Genomic DNA, 16,949 nt, shown 5'->3' with positions numbered 1-16,949 from the left:
ATCAAATCTGTGGCAGGGTCTTGTGCCCTAGTGGCTCATCGCGCTCTGGCGCGCCGTGCCATTGCGCCAGCGGGCCAAGTGTTCGTCGGCATAACGGCGCAGGCAGCGCAGCACCGAGCTTTCCTGTTGCATCAGGAAAAAGTGGTGCCCCTCGAACATGTCCAGGGAAAAGCCGGTCGTGGTGTCTTCCTGCCAATCCAGCAGTTGCTCGGCACGTACGCTGTCTTGCTTGCCGCCGAACACATGGATCGGCACCGCCAGCGGCTCACGCTCGCCGTAGTGAAAACTGCCGCAAAGCAGAAAGTCGGCCCGCAGGATCGGCAACATCAACTGCATCAGCTCGTGATTGGCCAAGGCGTCTTCGGCGGTGCCCTTGAGTTCGCGCAGGCGGGTGATCAATTGCGCATCGGTCTTTTCGATGGCGTATTCGCTGACATCACGCCGTGCCGGGCCCGCCGTGCCAGACGCAAATAACGCCAGGGGCTCCGGTAAGCCGCGTTCGCGCAGGGCATGGGCCAGCTCGAATGCCAGCAGGCCGCCGAGGCTATGGCCGAACAAAGCGCAGGGGCCGTCGAGTTGCACGCTGATCTCAGCCGCCAGTTGCGCCGCCAAGGCCTTGATGTCGCGCTGCAACGGCTCATCCATACGCATGCCACGGCCTGGCAGCTCCAGCGGGCAAACCTGCAACCACTCAGGTAATGCGCGGCGCCAACGGCTGTAAACCATGGCACTGGCGCCGGAATACGGCAGGCAAAACAGGCGCAGTCGTGTCGGTGAGCTCATTGCAAAGCACCCCGGCACTCACGATAGAAACCCATTTTGTCCTCCTCCCAGTGCTGATCCTTGGCCTGTTTGCTAACGGGCCTGTCATCCATGAGAACGGATGGCATCTGGAAATAATTAGTCGCCGGGGCACGGGCGAGACGCGGTTCACACCTCACAAATCAACATAAGATTAGTTCGTCTTCTCATTTGACAATCATTATCATTAGGCATAATTTGTTGCCCGATGTGTAGGGAGGCTCAGCACGGACGCCCCCCACCACCCTCTTTTGCAGCAAGGTGACTTCCATGACGGAACAAGTATCCACAAGCAGGTGCGACTCACCGTTACTTCAGGCTTTTGTCGACAACCGGTTGATCCTGGTCAAGATCGCAGCCCGTATTACCGGTTGCCGCTCCCGTGCCGAAGACGTGGTGCAAGACGCCTACTTTCGGCTGCAATCGGCGCCGACCATCACCTCATCGTTCAAGGCCCAACTGAGCTACCTGTTTCAGATCGTGCGCAACCTGGCGATTGATCACTACCGCAAACAGGCTCTGGAGCTGAAATACTCAGGCACCGAAGAGGAAGGCTTGAATGTGGTGATTCACGGCGCTTCACCGGAAACCTCGCACATCAATTTCTCCACCCTGGAAAACATCGCGGACGCCCTGACCGAGCTGCCCAAACGCACCCGTTACGCGTTCGAGATGTATCGCCTGCATGGCGTGCCGCAGAAGGACATCGCCAAGGAACTGGGGGTCTCACCGACCCTGGTGAACTTCATGATTCGTGATGCGCTGGTGCATTGCCGCAAGGTCTCGGGGACCCACAGCGATACGTTTGCGCGTCGGGTCTGAGCACAACCGCCATAACGTGTAGCCGCTGCCGAGGTACGAGGCTGCGATAAGGGTCGAAGGACCTTCAGCGGTTTCAAGAGACTGACGACTGCTGCGCAGCCGATCGCAGGCTGCGCCAGCGGCTACAGGTGATCGTCAGCGGCCACATCATCTACACCAACCCACAGCGCTCAAAAAACCGCTCACGTCCCAGAATCATCAGGGCTGCGCGCTTGTGAGGGAAATCGAATTCCTTCTCGCAGTGGAAACACTGGTTCTGCATATAGCCGATCATCTTCGCGTTATCGGCACGCGGTTCAGCCACTACCCGTTGGGTGCGTGGGTCATCCAGAAACAGATAGTGCACCAGCGCCGACATCCAACTGGCGACCTTGTGCGGACCGCGGTGGTGCTCCTCCCCCACCAGCATATGAATGCCGCGGTCATAGTCGCCGGCGTCGTAGAACGGAGCGATACGATCTTCCTTGGCCCAATAGGCTTCAAAGTAGGCGAAGGGCTCGTCATCAAAACACCCTATCAGGGTCAGCGCGTGCGGGTCGGCGTGCAGCTTGTCCAGGTACTCGCGATGCTGCTCCAGGCTGCCGCCCTCCTGCCAGAAATGCGACACCCGCGCACTGTTCTGCCAGCGGTTGAAACGGGCCAGGTCGACGTCAATCTCGACGGTGCGCAATGACACCCACACACCAAGGCGTGCGTCGAAACGCCGATAAACCTCACCACGCGGCTTCGGCGCACGGGCCGGATGACGCTTGCCGCCGCTGATCATCATCTGTTGCGGATAAGCACCACTGAAGGGCTGCCCGAGCCAGGGTTGCGGCAGTTGCCAGAACAACGTGCGTTCGCAGCGAAACTGGCCCGGCGTTGGCGTGGTCACCAGCAACCCGCTACGCAAGGCCTCATCAGGGACGTGTTCCAGGTGCCAGGTCAGGTGTTGGCGAGCCGGTTCCTTGGCAAACAGCCAATAACAGGCCGCCCACAAGGCACGAGCCGCCGGTACGCTGCCGGCCTCTTGCAAATGCACCTGCAACTCATCGCCGCGCTCAAGTCGCAGGCGAATCAGTGCCTCGCCCTCCAGGGTCAGGCTCAGGCGGCTTGCACTTTCATCGGCATTCAAGGCAGGCCCCGCCGGCAGGGGCAGGACAGACAGGTCATTCAGATTGGACATGGGTGAGGCTCACGGTAATCGTCGACAGTTGAAGAAGTGACGTGAGCCAGGCGGGAAAATTTAACCCTGAGGTGTGGCGGCTACCGGCATCACATCGATGCGGTAGGGTTCGAAGATCTTCAACAACTCACCATTGTCGCGCAGTCGCCCCAGCAACTCGGCGAAGGCCTCGCCGCTGATGGGCGCCTTGGGCCGCAGCAAGGCGTAGTGGTGATACACCTGGTCAATCCGCTCGGACACCAGGAACTGGGCGGCCATATCGACATGACGCACCAGAAAATCGCTGAGGTAGGAACGGGTCACCAAAGCGATGTCGGCCCGGCCACGGGCGACCATCAGCAGATTGCTGTCGTGGGAGTACGTCAGCGTGGCGTTGAAATGCTCCACCATGTATTTGGGATCAGGATTGAAGTCGGCAAACGCGTAGTGATAGCCGCTGAACACAGCCAGGCGCTTGCCGGAAAGATCAGCGAAATACCCTTGGTCGCGACCTGGCTCATGTTGGGCAACGAATATTTCCGCGTCTTCCAGTCCCATGTCGACAGCGGTGTGAGGAATATCCTGCCAACCCCATTTCGGGTTTTCGAAGATCGCCATGTCGACCCGGCCTTGCTGGAAGTCGCGAAAGCGCCGGGGAATCGAGGTGGGCACCAGCACAAACTGGTAGTCGGTTTGCAAACTGTTCAAGGCTTCCAGCAGTTGCGGCAACAAACCGGTGTCGGCGCCCTGCTCCGGGCGCACGGTGTAAGGCGGAAAATGCGCGGCGCCGACCCGAACCAATTGGGCCGCCCAAACGGGTGCCTGCCACAGCGCGCCAAGTGCCAAAATTGTAAGTCCCGTAGCCAGCCGCCATGGCGAAAACATCAAGGCACACACCGTTCAAAAACTTAATGCCGCTAAGCTAGGCGTTTTTATCTGGCGAAACAACTTTCTGCCACACAATTAATGGCTTGCGTAACTGGCCTAGTCAGCTTTGAGCACCATCAGCAGCGCTTCGTCTGCCAGTTGCTCCAGGGTCATACTGCCTTGGGCACGGAACCAGGTAGTGGTCCAGGACAAGGCACCGGTGAGGAAGCGCCGGGTAATAAATACATCACCCCTGATATAACCGGCGTCCTTGGCCTCCCCCAGCACCTGCAACCAGATGTCTTCATACACATCACGCAAGGCCAATACCTGAGCTTGCCCTTCGGCCGACAGGGAACGCCATTCGTACACCAGCACCGCCATCGCCTCGCCGCTACCGCCCATAATCGACTGCAACTCACAGCGAATCAGCGCCAGCACCCGTTCACGCACGTTGCTCGCCTCAGCCAGGGAAGCGCGCATCAGCGCGGTGTTGTAGTGGATGGTTTCCTCCATCACCGCGCGCAGGATCTCGTCCTTGCTCTTGAAGTGATGAAAGATGCTGCCGGACTGAATCCCCACCGCACCGGCCAAATCGCGCACCGTGGTGCGCTCGAAGCCTTTGTTGCGAAACAGGTGAGCCGCCGTTTGCAGCAACTTGCCGCGGGCGCTGTCAGGGTCGGTCAATTGCCCGGCGTCGACCATGGTGCGCATTACCAGCAGGGCTTTTTGCTCATCCATGCCGCTCTCCTTAACTTCTAGTGACGTCTTGGCCGGCAATTTAGGCCGTGATAGCCACCCAAGCAAGCGCTTGGGTAAAACTTGTGACCAGAGTTTACAAACCAAGCGCTTGCTTGGTAGTCTCGACCCAGCCATTTCAGAGAAGGACTTCTCATGAACAAGACGGTTCGCATCGGCTGTGCCAGCGCCTTCTGGGGCGACACCTGCACCGCCGCTGCGCAGTTGGTGCAAGGCGGCGCGCTGGATTACCTGGTGTTCGACTATCTGGCGGAAGTCACCATGTCGATCCTCGCCGGGGCACGGTTGAAAGATCCCCAGGCCGGCTACGCCACCGACTTCGTCGAAGTCCTCACGCCCCTGCTCGGCGACATCCAGCGCCAGGGCATCCGCGTGATCAGCAACGCCGGCGGCATCAATCCCCAAGCCTGCGCTGCGGCCTTGCAAGCCGCCTGCGATCACGCGCAGGTCCCGTTGAAAATTGCCGTGCTGCTGGGGGATGACTTACAACCACAGTTCAAACAGCTCACCGGCATCACCGATATGTTCAGCGGCGCGCCCCTGCCCTCCATGTGCGTGTCCACCAATGCCTACCTCGGCGCACCGGGCATCGTCGATGCGCTGAAGCTAGGTGCCGACATCGTTATCACCGGGCGTGTGGTGGACAGCGCCGTGGTCAGCGCGGCGTTGGTGCATGAATTCAATTGGTCGTGGCACGACTACGATCACCTGGCCCAGGCTGCCCTGGCCGGGCACATCATCGAATGCGGTGCCCAATGCACCGGCGGCAACTTCACCGATTGGCGTGAAGTGCCGGATTACGAGCACATCGGCTTTCCCATTGTGGAGGTCAGCGCCGATGGCCAGTTCACCGTCAATAAAGTCGAAGGCACCGGCGGCCTGATCAGCGAGTTGAGCGTCGCAGAACAACTACTGTATGAAATCGGCGACCCACGGGCCTATTTGCTGCCCGACGTGATCTGCGATTTCAGCCAGGTAAAGCTCCAGCAGCAAGGCAAAAACTGTGTGCGCCTGCACGGCGCCAAGGGCCTGCCACCGACCGATCAGTACAAAGTCAGCGCCACCTGGCCGGACGGTTTTCGTTGTACCGCCAGTTGCCTGATCGCCGGTATCGACGCCGTGGCCAAGGCCGAGCGGGTCAGCCAGGCGATCATCAACAAGACTTCGGAACTGTTCAGCCAACGCGGCTGGGCGCCTTATACCGAGGTGAATATCGAACTGCTGGGCAGCGAAGCCACCTACGGTGCCCATGCACAGCGCCGGGATTGCCGGGAAGTGGTGGTGAAACTGGCAGTGCGTCATCCAAACAAACAGGCGCTGGTGCTGTTCGCCCGAGAGATTGCCCAGGCGGCTACCGGCATGGCGCCAGGGTTGACCGGCATCGTCGGTGGCCGGCCAACAGTCTATCCGTTGATTCGGTTGTTTTCGTTTCTGATCGATAAAACCGCCTGCACATTGGCCGTCGATTTTCTCGGCGAGCGTCATCCCTGCGACCTGCCGAAAAACCAGGCACTGAACACCCGTGCCCTGCCCGTCCCACTCGATCCACCGAAACCCCAGGGCCGCGCCGACGCCAGCGTACCGCTGGTAAAACTCGCCGTGGCCCGCTCCGGCGACAAAGGCAATCACAGCAATATCGGCGTGATAGCCCGCGAGCCCGAGTACCTGCCGTGGATTGCCGAAGCCTTGACTCCCGAAGTGATTGTCGACTGGATGAGCCACGTACTCGACCCGGTTCATGGCCGCGTCGAGCGCTGGTACCTGCCCGGCAGCCACAGCCTGAACTTCCTCCTGGAAAACGCCCTGGGTGGTGGCGGGATCGCCAGCCTGCGCATCGACCCGCAAGGCAAGGCCTTCGCTCAGCAATTACTGGAAATCCCGATTGCCGTGCCGCAACACCTCGCCGATCAACTCAATTAACTAAAGGATCCGTGCCGTGGCCTTCGACTCGATCTTCAAAGCCGACCTGTTTCAAGGGCAGACCGTTATCGTCACCGGTGGCGGCAGCGGTATCGGCCGCTGCACCGCCCATGAACTGGCCGCCCTAGGGGCCCGGGTCATCCTCGTAGGCCGCAAGCCTGAAAAGCTGCAAAACGTCACGGCAGAAATCCTCGAAGACGGTGGCCACGCCAGCGGGCTGGCCTGCGATATCCGTGATGAAGAAGCGGTCAAAGCCTTGGTCAGCCAGGTCATCGAGGAACACGGCCCGATTCACGGGCTGGTGAATAACGCCGGCGGCCAGTACCCCTCGCCGCTCGCGTCGATCAATCAGAAAGGCTTTGAAACCGTACTGCGTACTAACCTGGTGGGTGGTTTCCTGATGGCGCGGGAAGTGTTCAACCAGTCCATGAGCAAGCACGGCGGCGCCATCGTCAACATGCTCGCCGATATGTGGGGTGGCATGCCGGGCATGGGTCACTCGGGAGCGGCACGTTCAGGGATGGACAACTTCACCAAGACCGCCGCCTTTGAATGGGGTTACGCCGGTGTGCGGGTCAACGCCGTGGCACCCGGATGGATTGCCTCAAGCGGCATGGACACCTACGAAGGCGCGTTCAAGGCGGTGATCCCCACCTTGCGTGAACACGTGCCCCTCAAGCGCATTGGTACCGAGTCGGAAGTCAGCGCGGCGATTGTGTTTCTGCTAAGCCCGGCAGCAGCGTTCATCAGCGGCAGTACCCTGCGCATCGACGGCGCCGCCAGCCTGGGCAGCCGCGCCTGGCCATTGCACAAGGCGCAGCCGCCCAGCGAACCCTTTAATGGTTTCCACCGGGCGTACCTGCCGGACGTGCTCAAGGAGGAGAAATAAGCCATGCCGGTGATCGACTCGCAACTCGCCGTCCACAGCCTGCAGTTTGCCCAGAACCGTGAGGCAATGCTCACGGGCATCCATCAGTTGCGTCAGTTGGAGCAAAACCTGCTGAGCAAGGCTGCCGAAGCCAAGGCCAAGTTCGACAAACGCGGGCAATTGCTGCCTCGGGAACGCTTGAATCTGCTGCTGGATCCCGGCGCACCGTTCCTCGAGTTGGCGAGCCTGGCCGGCTACAAACTGCACGACGACAAGGACGGTAGCGCAGCCGGTGGCGGACTGATTGCCGGTATCGGTTACGTCAGCGGCGTGCGCATGCTGGTGGTCGCCAACAACAGCGCGATCAAGGGCGGGACCATTTCCCCCAGCGGCCTGAAAAAATCCCTGCGCCTGCAGCAGATCGCCATGGAGAACAAATTGCCGGTGGTGACCCTGGCGGAAAGCGGTGGCGCCAACCTCAACTACGCGGCGGAGATTTTCGTCGAAGGCGCGCGCAGCTTTGCCAATCAGGCGCGGATGTCAGCCATGGGCTTGCCGCAGATCACTGTGGTGCATGGTTCGGCCACCGCAGGCGGGGCTTATCAGCCAGGGCTGTCGGATTACGTGGTCGTGGTGCGTGGCAAGGCAAAACTGTTTCTCGCCGGCCCGCCGCTGCTCAAGGCCGCCACCGGTGAAGTCGCCACCGATGAAGCACTGGGCGGTGCCGAGATGCACGCACAGACCGCCGGGACCGCCGAATACCTGGCCGAGAACGATGCCGACGGTGTGCGTATCGTGCGTGAGATTGTCAGCTTGTTGCCCTGGGATGAGCGCTTGCCCGCCCCGCCCAAGCGCGCCTACGCCGAACCGCTGTACCCGATCGAAGAGCTGCTGGGCCTGATCCCCGACGACCCGAAAAAGCCCTACGACGTTCGGGAAATCATTGCGCGCCTGGCGGACGCTTCGAACTTCCTCGAATTCAAGGGCGAGTTCGATCCTCATACCGTCTGCGGGCACTTGCAGATCCAGGGCCGGGCTTGCGGGTTTATCGGCAATAACGGCCCGATCACACCCCAGGGCGCGAGCAAGGCGGCACAGTTCATTCAACTGTGCGACCAGAGCCAGACGCCACTGCTGTTCTTCCACAACACCACCGGGTTCATGGTGGGCACCGAGTCGGAACAACAAGGCGTCATCAAGCACGGCGCGAAGATGATCCAGGCGGTGGCCAATGCCCGGGTACCGAAACTGACTATCGTCGTTGGTGGCTCCTACGGCGCCGGCAACTACGCGATGTGCGGCCGCGGCCTGGACCCGCGTTTTATCTTCGCCTGGCCCAACAGCCGTACCGCCGTGATGGGCGGCGCCCAGGCGGGCAAGGTGCTGCGGATTGTCACTGAGGCCAAGCAGCTCAAGGACGGGCTGGTGCCCGATCCCAAAATGCTCGACATGTTGGAACAGGTCACCGCACAGAAACTCGACAGCCAGTCCACCGCGCTGTATGGCAGTGCCAATGTGTGGGACGACGGGCTGATTGATCCACGGGACACCCGCACCCTGCTCGGCTACTTGCTGGATATCTGCCATGAAGCCGAGGTGCGGCAATTGCAGCCCAACAGTTTTGGTGTGGCGCGGTTTTAACCCTGTAGCCGCTGCCGAGGCACGAGGCTGCGATGCGTTTCCGCAGGACCGCCTTTGGGGGCGCTTCGCTCCCCATCGCAGCCTCATGCTTCGGCAGCGGCTACAGCCTCGCAGCCTTGTACCTCGACAGCGGCTACAGTCGATACGGGACGTTGTGACTTGAATCAGGAGAACGATAAAAAATGATCTTCACCCAGGAACACGAAGAACTGCGTCGCACCGTCCGTGGCTTTGTCGAGCGCGAGATCAACCCGCATGTGGATGAATGGGAAAAGGCCGGACGCTTCCCGATCCACGACATCTTCCGCAAGGCCGGCGACCTCGGCTTGCTGGGTATTTCCAAACCGGAAAAATTCGGCGGCATGGGCCTGGATTACAGCTACTCGATTGTCGCGGCCGAAGAGTTCGGCACCATTCGCTGCGGCGGTATCCCGATGTCCATCGGCGTGCAGACCGACATGTGCACCCCGGCCCTGACCCGTTTCGGCTCCGATGAACTGCGCGACGAGTTCCTGCGCCCGGCCATCAGTGGTGAGCAAGTCGGTTGCATCGGCGTCTCGGAAACCGGCGCCGGCTCCGACGTGGCCGGGCTGAAAACCCATGCGCGCAAGGACGGCGACGACTACGTGATCAACGGCAGCAAGATGTGGATCACCAACTCCCCCAGTGCCGACTTTATCTGCCTGTTGGCCAACACCTCGGACGACAAGCCGCACATCAACAAGTCACTGATTATGGTGCCGATGAACACGCCGGGAGTCAGCGTCAGCCCACCGCTGGAAAAGCTCGGCATGCTCAGCTCGGAAACCGCCCAAGTGTTTTTCGACAACGTGCGCATACCCCAGCGCAACCGCATCGGCCAGGAAGGCGCGGGGTTCATGATGCAGATGCTGCAATTTCAGGAAGAACGGCTGTTCGGCGCCGCCAATATGATCAAGGGCCTGGAGTACTGCGTCGACAGCACCATCGAGTACTGCAAGGAACGCAAGACCTTCGGCAAGGCGCTGATCGACAACCAGGTGATCCACTTCCGCCTGGCCGAACTGTCCACCGAAATCGAATGCCTGCGGGCGCTGGTCTACCAGGCCACCGAGCAATACATCAAGGGCCAGGACGTGACCCGACTGGCCTCCATGGCCAAGCTCAAGGCCGGGCGGCTGGGCCGGGAAGTCAGCGACAGTTGCTTGCAGTACTGGGGCGGCATGGGCTTCATGTGGGACAACCCGGTGGCCCGGGCTTACCGCGATGTACGGCTGGTGTCGATTGGCGGTGGCGCTGATGAAATCATGCTGGGGATCATCTGCAAACTGATGGGCACCCTTCCGGGGAAAAAACCATGAGTACCCTGCTGCTGGAACGCCATAACGGGGTGTTGCACATCACCCTCAATCGGCCGGAAAACCGCAATGCCATGAACGTGCAGATGGTCGGCGAATTGCGTGAGGTACTGGCGCAACTCGACAGCCAGGTACGCGCCGTGGTGATCAGCGGGGCGGGTGGGCATTTCTGCGCAGGGGCCGATGTGAAAGATATGGCCAATGCGCGTGGCAAGGAGCAGATGCAGGCGCTCAATCGTGTATTCGGCACGTTGTTGCAAGAGGTTGAAGCCCTGCCGCAAGTGGTGATCGTGGTGTTGCAAGGCGCGGTGCTGGGGGGTGGGTTTGGGTTAGCTTGCGTCAGTGATATTGCGATTGCCGATCACAAGGCGCAGTTCGGGTTGCCGGAGACCAGCCTGGGTTTGTTGCCGGCGCAGATTGCACCGTTTGTGGTCCAGCGTATCGGGTTGACCCAGGCTCGGCGGTTGGCGCTGACGGCGGCGCGGTTTGATGGGGTTGAGGCTGGGCGCTTGGGGGTGGTGCACTTTGTTGAGGGTGATGCCCAGGCGTTGGCGGAGCGGTTGGATGAGGTGTTGGGGCAGGTGTTGCGGTGTGCGCCGGGGGCTAATGCGCGGACCAAGGCGTTGCTGTTGGGGAGTGTTGAGCAGCCCTTGGGGCCGTTGCTGGATCAGGCGGCGCAGTGGTTTGCCGAGGCGCTTATCGGGGAGGAAGGTATTGAGGGGACGCAGGCTTTTGTGCAGAAGCGGAAGCCTTGGTGGGTTGGGTGATGGGGGTTTTTGATTGGGGGCATATCCGGTGCTGCGGTGATGGCTGCTATTGGTTCCGCTCTTACAGCGGCTCACTTTTGAACAGCGCAAAAGTAAGCAAAACGCTCTTGCCCCACCACTCGGCACCTCGCCTAGGCTCGGTGTGCCTGAACGTAGGCATTGTTCCGTGGGTCGCCGCAATGGGCCATCCCTGGCCCAGTGCGGCTAAACCGGCGTCCTGCCGGTTTACCCACGGACCAATGCCTACGTTCAGCCAGCGTGGTTTAACGGGGCGCCTAAGATCAAAGTCAAAAGCAGATCAAGAACACAGCGGCCTACCGGCCGGCTTGAGTGGTAGAAGCAAAGGCAAATCAAAAGCGGGCACGGTCTACTGTGGGAGCTGGTTTGCCTGCGATGCAGGCAACTCGGCCTTTCAGGAACATCGAGGTGATGCCATCGCAGGCAAGCCAGCTCCCACAGAAAAGCAGATCTGCTTTCGCTCTGGCCCTTGCTGGACCTTGCCTTTGCTTCTACCACTCAGGTCGGCTTTCAGGCCGCCGTGTTCTTGATCTGCTTTTGATTTTGATCTATCCGGCCCCGTTAACCATGATGGCCGAACGCAGGCATTGCGCAGTGGGCATCCCGGCATGGATGCCGGGATAGCCGCGTTGGGCCAGGGATGGCCCGTCGCGGCGGCCCACGGAGCAATGCCGGAGTGAGGGCACGCCGAGCCACAGCGAGGCGCCAAATGGTGGGGCAAGACCTTTTGGTTACTTTTGGGGCGTTTGCCAAAAGTGACCCGCTGTAAGAGCGGAACCAATAGCGGCCGTAACCGCAGGAACGGATATGTACTCGACCGACAGCCCAAGGACCCACTCATGTTCAACAAAATCCTGATCGCCAACCGTGGCGAAATCGCCTGCCGTATCCAGCGCACCGCCCAAACCCTGGGCTACCGCACCGTGGCCATCTACAGCGACGCCGACGCCAATGCCCTGCACGTCCAAATGTCCGACGAAGCCATCCACATCGGCCCCGCCCCGGTCCAACAGTCCTACCTCAACATCCCGGCCATCCTCGAAGCCGCAAAGCGCACAGGCGCCAACGCGATCCACCCCGGCTACGGCTTCCTCTCGGAAAACGCCGAATTCGCCGAGGCGTGCCAAGCCGCGGGCCTGACCTTCATCGGCCCAAGCCCCGAAGCCATCGAACTGATGGGCAGCAAGCGCCTGTCAAAAATCGCCATGCTCAACGCCGGCGTACCTTGCATCGCCGGCTACCAAGGCCCCGACCAAGACGACCAGACCCTGCAACGGGAGGCCGAACGCATCGGCTACCCGCTGATGATCAAAGCCAGCGCGGGCGGCGGCGGCCGGGGCATGCGTCTGGTCCACAGCCCCGATACCTTGCTCGAACACCTGCGCACCGCCCGCTCCGAAGCCTTGAATGCCTTTGGCAGCGCCGAGCTGATTCTGGAACAGGCATTGATCGAACCGCGTCACGTCGAGGTGCAACTGTTCGGCGATACCCACGGCAACCTGATCTACCTGGGAGAACGCGACTGCTCGATCCAGCGTCGCCACCAGAAAGTCATCGAGGAAGCGCCCTGCCCGGTCATGACCGCCGAGCTGCGCCAGGCCATGGGCGAAGCCGCGCTGAAGGCGGGCCGCGCAGTGAATTACGTCGGCGCCGGTACCGTGGAGTTCCTGCTGGACCGCAACGGCCAGTTCTACTTCCTGGAAATGAACACCCGCTTGCAAGTCGAACATCCGGTGACCGAACTGATCACCGGCCTGGACCTGGTGGACTGGCAACTGCAAATCGCCGCCGGCCTTCCCCTGCCCTTGTGCCAGGAAGACGTGACCCTCAGCGGTCACGCCATGGAAGTACGGCTCTACGCCGAAGACCCGGCCCAGGGCTTCCTGCCACAAACCGGTGACGTCGTGCGCTGGGAACCGGCCGCCGGTGTGCGCATCGACCATGGCTTGTGTGAAGGGCAACGGATCAGTCCGTTCTACGACCCCATGCTGGGCAAGATCATCGCCCACGGCGCCACCCGCGAAGAGGCGCGACGCAAACTGCTACGGGCCGTGGAGGATTGTGTGCTGCTGGGAGTTTGCAGCAATCAAGGGCTGCTGGCGGATCTGCTCAAACATCCTGAATTTGTCGCGGGTAACTTCAGCACCGGGTTTATCGGTGAACACTTCAGCGACATCACCCGCCATGCGCCAACACCCGAAGAACTGGGCCTGGCCGCCGCGCTGTTTTATCAGCACAGCGCCAACGCTCATCGCAGCGGCCTTCCAGGCTGGCGCACTAACGCCAACGTGCCGTGGACCTATCGCCTGGCGGTGCAGGATGAACTCAAGGCAATCAGCGTCAGCCTGCTGGCGGACAACTGCCTGCAAGTGGAGGTCGACCAGCAGGCTGTCGAGATACACCTCTTGGGCACCGACGGGCGCTGGGCCACGGTAGTCGTCAACGGCATCCGCCGCCGCGTCGCCTATCACCTGGAGGGTACGCAGCTGTGGCTGTCCACCACCAGTAGCGGGCTGTGTATCGCCAATCACACCCAGGCGGCTGCCACCCGCCAGACCGAAGCCAGCAACGGCACGGTGAAGGCGCCGATGGATGGCGCCATCGTCGAGGTACGGGTCAGCGAAGGCGATAGGGTGAGCAAGGGCCAACTGTTGCTGGTGTTGGAAGCGATGAAAATGGAGCACCCACTCAAGGCCGGCATCGACGGCGTGATCAAGCGGGTTCAGGTGATTGCCGGGGACCAAGTGCGCAACCGTCAGGTTTTACTGGAGATAGAGTAAGCGCTAGGCGGAACTACCAGGCTTGGCTACGCTCTATCCCCATCAGGACGGGAAGAGTACGGGAACCTGCGATGCCTCATTGGCTGATTATTGATCTTGAAGCCACAACGGATGAAGGCGGCTGGCCCGTGATGGAGATGGAAATCATCGAAATCGGCGTGAGCCTGGTCAACCGTCAAGGTCGCGAACTGGATCACTTCCAGCGTTTCGTGCGGCCGTTGCGCCGGCCGTTATTGACGCCCTTCTGCCGCCAACTGACCCATATCAACCAGGCCAGTATCGACAGCGCCTTGCCGCTGACCGAGGTCTGGCCGCTGTTTGAGCGTTGGCTGGGCCAACATCAGGCACGCCTGGAGGGCTGGGCCAGTTGGGGCGACTATGATCGTCAGCAATTGGAGCTGGAATGGCAGCGCCACGGCTTGACCAGCCTCCTCGGCCAGACACCCCATGTGAACCTCAAGCAGCGCTTCGCCAAGGCCCGGCGCCTGGACAAACCATTGGGGCTCAATGGTGCGCTGCAATTGGCCGGTATGCAGTTCAACGGCCAACAACACCGGGCACTGGAAGATGCGCGCAATACAGCACGCCTGCTGCCGTTGATTTTGCCCGTGTAGAAGGCATACTGGCCGACCTTTCTTGACCCTTTTTCGAGGATTCGCCCATGTTTAAAGTCAACGAGTACTTCGACGGCACCGTCAAGTCGATCGCTTTCGGCACCGCAGAAGGTCCGGCGACCATCGGCGTCATGGCCCCGGGTGAATACGAATTCGGCACTGCCCAGCGAGAAATCATGCACGTGGTGTCCGGCGCGCTGACCGTCAAGCTGCCGGACAGCAGCAACTGGGAAACCTTCGCCGCCGGCAGCCAGTTCAATGTGCCGGCCAACAGCAAGTTCCAGCTGAAGGTCGCCGTAGACACCGCTTACCTGTGCGAATACCGCGGCTAAGCTTTTCAACGTCAAAAAAAATGCCCGTCTCTCACAAGACGGGCATTTTTCGTTCAGGGCCGGTTATTCCAGAATCGTCACCGGCATGCCGACTTCCAGGCGACCCACGCCATCGTTGACCAGGTTCTGGCCGAACATCACGCCATCCGGCTCCTTGCGATAAGCCTCAAGGGCCGTCAACGGCTGACGGTCGGCGCTGCGCTCGCCAGTTTGTGGGTCGATGGTGGTGAGGATGCAGCGCGAACAGGACTTGACCACGCGCAACTCCACATCGCCGATTCGCACGCGCTTCCATCCGTCTTCGGCAAAGGCTTCACTGCCTTCAATCACCAGGTTGGGCCGAAAGCGCAGCATTTCCATCGGCCGGCCGATGCGCTGGGACAAGTCGTCCAGGGACGCCTGGCCGATCAGCAACAGCGGGAATCCATCGGCAAAGGCCACCTTGTCATCATCCTTGCCGTAGCCGGACGCCGTGGTACGCGCACGCGCTACAGGGACCTGTACCAGGCGCGTGGGTTTGCCGATGAATTCGCTGACCCAGGCAGCGGCCTCGTCACCAGCGTCCGGAACCCGCAGGGTGTCGCGCCAGATGGTCACACCGCGCAACTCGGCATCACTGCCGGGCAGCGGCACGTCCAGGGTCGGGTGACCGGCCGCGCTCAAGGTCAGGCCACCGGCGTTGTTCCAGGTCGCTGATAACTGGCTCATCTGCGCAAACGCCCGCTGGGTCAGGAAGCGTCCGCTGGGCTCATCCACCAGCATCCAGCGTCGATCCCCATCGAGCCCGAGTTTATCCAGGCCGATCTGCTGCAAGGCTTCACCCTTGCCGGACTTCAATGGGTACCGATACAACGCGCTGAGACGCAGCATGAGCCTGCTTTCCTGATGGGCAAAAACGTCACCCTATACGAGGGCCGCCCAGGAATCAAAGTCAGGCCGGCACTTCATCCAGCATCAGACGCTGGCGCACCACGTCGACCAATTTGTCTGGCTGGAATTTGGAGAGGAAGTTGTCGCAACCGACCTTCTTCACCATCGAATCGTTGAAGCTGCCCGACAGCGACGTGTGCAGCACTACGTACAGACCACGCAGGCGCGGGTCGTTGCGAATCTCGGTGGTCAGGCGGTAGCCGTCCATCTCGGGCATTTCAGCATCGGTGAAGATCATCAGCAATTTGTCGGTCATCACCTGGCCGCTGTCGGCCCAGCCCTTGAGCATGTTCAACGCCTTGAGACCGTCGCTGGCGATGTGCATCTTCACCCCCAATTGCGACAAGGTATCGCGCAACTGCGACAGTGCCACGTTGGAGTCATCCACCAACAGCACCTCACGGCCGCGGGCGCGCTCCAGCACCGGGTCGTCGAGTTTTTCACGGGAAACCTTGGCGTTGTAAGGCACGATCTCGGCCAGCACTTTTTCTACGTCGATGATTTCCACCAGTTGCTCATCGACCTTGCTGATGGCCGTGAGGTAGTGCTGGCGCCCAGCGCTGGCCGGCGGCGGCAGGATCGCCTCCCAGTTCATGTTGACGATACGGTCCACGCCACCCACCAGGAACGCCTGCACCGAGCGGTTGTACTCGGTGACGATGATGGTGCTGTTGGGGCCCGGCACCAGTGCGCGCATACCGATGGCCCGGGACAGGTCAATCACCGGCAAGGTCTGGCCACGCAGGTTGACCACTCCGCAGACAAACGGATGACGTTGGGGCATCAGGGTCAGCTTGGGCATCTGCAGCACTTCCTGCACCTTGAACACGTTAATCGCGAACAATTGCCGCCCGGCCAGGCGAAACATGAGGATCTCCAGGCGATTCTCACCCACCAATTGTGTGCGTTGATCTACCGTGTCGAGAATGCCGGCCATTAAAGACTCCTGAGGATGCGCTGATGGATTTTGCGGGTGACTTGAAGCAGGTTATCGGCGGTAAAAGCCGGACCTTGACCCTTGGTAAAATGCCACGTAATTCCATTGATGTCACACTGACATCATGCTTTACTGAGCCCGTCTGCTGACTTTGCATTCCACCCCCACCGCGCGACCTTGAAATCGCCGTGAGGTTCCCCTGCGTAAGGGATTCCCCTAGCCGCAATCAGGCCTAACCTGATATTCGCGATATCTAATAGCCATTAATGTGACGCCATTCTCATTGCATGAATGGAGTCAGGCTTTTGTTTGCTACTGCAAGCCCACGGGCCACGAGCCTTCCAGGCACTTATGCCTTGGCAACCGACGTGGTGTATATGCCCCCGGAAAGTGGGGATATGGACCGCTGCCG

15 protein-coding genes are annotated in these 16,949 nt (G+C 60.7%); 9 read left to right on the top strand and 6 right to left on the bottom strand.

All coding sequences use genetic code 11. From position 1 onward, the window contains the following. Positions 1–27 precede the first annotated feature (27 nt). A complete protein-coding gene (locus tag J7E41_RS24495; protein ID WP_214996870.1) occupies positions 28–783 on the bottom strand; it encodes a thioesterase II family protein in 756 nt (251 codons plus the stop codon). A 288-nt stretch (positions 784–1,071) separates the two neighbouring features. On the opposite strand from J7E41_RS24495, the gene J7E41_RS24490 reads away from it, so the two are divergent. Continuing rightward, positions 1,072–1,623, top strand: a complete 552-nt coding sequence (locus tag J7E41_RS24490; protein WP_155584393.1) for an RNA polymerase factor sigma-70 — start codon at positions 1,072–1,074, stop codon at positions 1,621–1,623. A 151-nt stretch (positions 1,624–1,774) separates the two neighbouring features. On the opposite strand, the gene J7E41_RS24485 is transcribed toward J7E41_RS24490, so the two are convergent. The 3 genes from J7E41_RS24485 to J7E41_RS24475 form a co-directional block, all read right to left on the bottom strand. Then, positions 1,775–2,788: a GNAT family N-acetyltransferase gene (locus J7E41_RS24485; RefSeq protein ID WP_214996869.1), complete on the bottom strand. Its 1,014-nt coding sequence runs from the start codon at positions 2,786–2,788 to the stop codon at positions 1,775–1,777. A 60-nt stretch (positions 2,789–2,848) separates the two neighbouring features. Then, positions 2,849–3,652, bottom strand: a complete 804-nt coding sequence (locus J7E41_RS24480) for a substrate-binding periplasmic protein (RefSeq protein WP_214996868.1) — start codon at positions 3,650–3,652, stop codon at positions 2,849–2,851. Between the two features lie 99 nt (positions 3,653–3,751). Then, positions 3,752–4,375 (bottom strand): TetR/AcrR family transcriptional regulator, encoded by a 624-nt coding sequence (locus J7E41_RS24475; protein ID WP_214996867.1) that lies wholly within the window; start codon positions 4,373–4,375, stop codon positions 3,752–3,754. Positions 4,376–4,528: 153 nt separating this feature from the next. Here J7E41_RS24475 and J7E41_RS24470 point away from each other — a divergent pair, with 153 nt between their 5' ends. The 8 genes from J7E41_RS24470 to J7E41_RS24435 all read left to right on the top strand — a co-directional run bounded on the left by J7E41_RS24470 (position 4,529) and on the right by J7E41_RS24435 (position 14,670). Then, complete coding sequence (locus tag J7E41_RS24470) at positions 4,529–6,313, top strand: acyclic terpene utilization AtuA family protein (RefSeq protein ID WP_214996866.1); 1,785 nt, start codon at positions 4,529–4,531, stop codon at positions 6,311–6,313. A gap of 16 nt (positions 6,314–6,329) precedes the next feature. Continuing rightward, positions 6,330–7,202, top strand: coding sequence for an SDR family oxidoreductase (locus J7E41_RS24465; RefSeq protein WP_214996865.1), 873 nt, complete (start codon positions 6,330–6,332; stop codon positions 7,200–7,202). Positions 7,203–7,205: 3 nt separating this feature from the next. Further along, positions 7,206–8,822: a geranyl-CoA carboxylase subunit beta gene (gene atuC / locus J7E41_RS24460; protein ID WP_214996864.1), complete on the top strand. Its 1,617-nt coding sequence runs from the start codon at positions 7,206–7,208 to the stop codon at positions 8,820–8,822. Between the two features lie 182 nt (positions 8,823–9,004). Continuing rightward, on the top strand, positions 9,005–10,162 hold the full coding sequence (atuD, locus tag J7E41_RS24455) for a citronellyl-CoA dehydrogenase (protein ID WP_214996863.1): 1,158 nt from the start codon (positions 9,005–9,007) through the stop codon (positions 10,160–10,162). Continuing rightward, complete coding sequence (locus J7E41_RS24450; protein WP_214996862.1) at positions 10,159–10,926, top strand: enoyl-CoA hydratase/isomerase family protein; 768 nt, start codon at positions 10,159–10,161, stop codon at positions 10,924–10,926. The genes atuD and J7E41_RS24450 overlap by 4 nt, the downstream gene beginning before the upstream one ends. Before the next feature lie 857 nt (positions 10,927–11,783). Next, positions 11,784–13,724, top strand: a complete 1,941-nt coding sequence (locus tag J7E41_RS24445; RefSeq protein ID WP_214996861.1) for an acetyl/propionyl/methylcrotonyl-CoA carboxylase subunit alpha — start codon at positions 11,784–11,786, stop codon at positions 13,722–13,724. Positions 13,725–13,795: 71 nt separating this feature from the next. Then, positions 13,796–14,338: an exonuclease domain-containing protein gene (locus tag J7E41_RS24440; RefSeq protein WP_214996860.1), complete on the top strand. Its 543-nt coding sequence runs from the start codon at positions 13,796–13,798 to the stop codon at positions 14,336–14,338. Positions 14,339–14,385: 47 nt separating this feature from the next. Then, entirely contained in the window at positions 14,386–14,670 is a 285-nt protein-coding gene (locus tag J7E41_RS24435) for a pyrimidine/purine nucleoside phosphorylase (protein WP_155584380.1), read from the top strand. A gap of 63 nt (positions 14,671–14,733) precedes the next feature. Here J7E41_RS24435 and J7E41_RS24430 read toward each other — a convergent pair whose 3' ends face one another. Both J7E41_RS24430 and J7E41_RS24425 read right to left on the bottom strand, forming a co-directional pair. After that, complete coding sequence (locus tag J7E41_RS24430) at positions 14,734–15,540, bottom strand: MOSC domain-containing protein (RefSeq protein WP_214996859.1); 807 nt, start codon at positions 15,538–15,540, stop codon at positions 14,734–14,736. A 61-nt stretch (positions 15,541–15,601) separates the two neighbouring features. Next, positions 15,602–16,537 (bottom strand): chemotaxis protein CheV, encoded by a 936-nt coding sequence (locus J7E41_RS24425; protein ID WP_214996858.1) that lies wholly within the window; start codon positions 16,535–16,537, stop codon positions 15,602–15,604. Between the last annotated feature and the right edge of the window lie 412 nt (positions 16,538–16,949).

Origin of the sequence: Pseudomonas fluorescens, from assembly GCF_018614655.1 — a bacterium.
Taxonomy (GTDB): domain Bacteria; phylum Pseudomonadota; class Gammaproteobacteria; order Pseudomonadales; family Pseudomonadaceae; genus Aquipseudomonas; species Aquipseudomonas fluorescens_BX.
Note: the sequence above shows the minus strand (reverse complement) of the source record. Positions and strands in the feature narration are given on the sequence as shown.

What these genes read in the sequence shown, in the direction of transcription:
- J7E41_RS24495 (WP_214996870.1), bottom strand. Translation starts at nt 783, where the DNA reads ATGAGCTCACCGACACGACTGCGCCTGTTTTGCCTGCCGTATTCCGGC.
- J7E41_RS24490 (WP_155584393.1), top strand. Translation starts at nt 1,072, where the DNA reads ATGACGGAACAAGTATCCACAAGCAGGTGCGACTCACCGTTACTTCAG.
- J7E41_RS24485 (WP_214996869.1), bottom strand. Translation starts at nt 2,788, where the DNA reads ATGTCCAATCTGAATGACCTGTCTGTCCTGCCCCTGCCGGCGGGGCCT.
- J7E41_RS24480 (WP_214996868.1), bottom strand. Translation starts at nt 3,652, where the DNA reads ATGTTTTCGCCATGGCGGCTGGCTACGGGACTTACAATTTTGGCACTT.
- J7E41_RS24475 (WP_214996867.1), bottom strand. Translation starts at nt 4,375, where the DNA reads ATGGATGAGCAAAAAGCCCTGCTGGTAATGCGCACCATGGTCGACGCC.
- J7E41_RS24470 (WP_214996866.1), top strand. Translation starts at nt 4,529, where the DNA reads ATGAACAAGACGGTTCGCATCGGCTGTGCCAGCGCCTTCTGGGGCGAC.
- atuC (WP_214996864.1), top strand. Translation starts at nt 7,206, where the DNA reads ATGCCGGTGATCGACTCGCAACTCGCCGTCCACAGCCTGCAGTTTGCC.
- atuD (WP_214996863.1), top strand. Translation starts at nt 9,005, where the DNA reads ATGATCTTCACCCAGGAACACGAAGAACTGCGTCGCACCGTCCGTGGC.
- J7E41_RS24450 (WP_214996862.1), top strand. Translation starts at nt 10,159, where the DNA reads ATGAGTACCCTGCTGCTGGAACGCCATAACGGGGTGTTGCACATCACC.
- J7E41_RS24445 (WP_214996861.1), top strand. Translation starts at nt 11,784, where the DNA reads ATGTTCAACAAAATCCTGATCGCCAACCGTGGCGAAATCGCCTGCCGT.
- J7E41_RS24440 (WP_214996860.1), top strand. Translation starts at nt 13,796, where the DNA reads ATGCCTCATTGGCTGATTATTGATCTTGAAGCCACAACGGATGAAGGC.
- J7E41_RS24435 (WP_155584380.1), top strand. Translation starts at nt 14,386, where the DNA reads ATGTTTAAAGTCAACGAGTACTTCGACGGCACCGTCAAGTCGATCGCT.
- J7E41_RS24430 (WP_214996859.1), bottom strand. Translation starts at nt 15,540, where the DNA reads ATGCTGCGTCTCAGCGCGTTGTATCGGTACCCATTGAAGTCCGGCAAG.
- J7E41_RS24425 (WP_214996858.1), bottom strand. Translation starts at nt 16,537, where the DNA reads ATGGCCGGCATTCTCGACACGGTAGATCAACGCACACAATTGGTGGGT.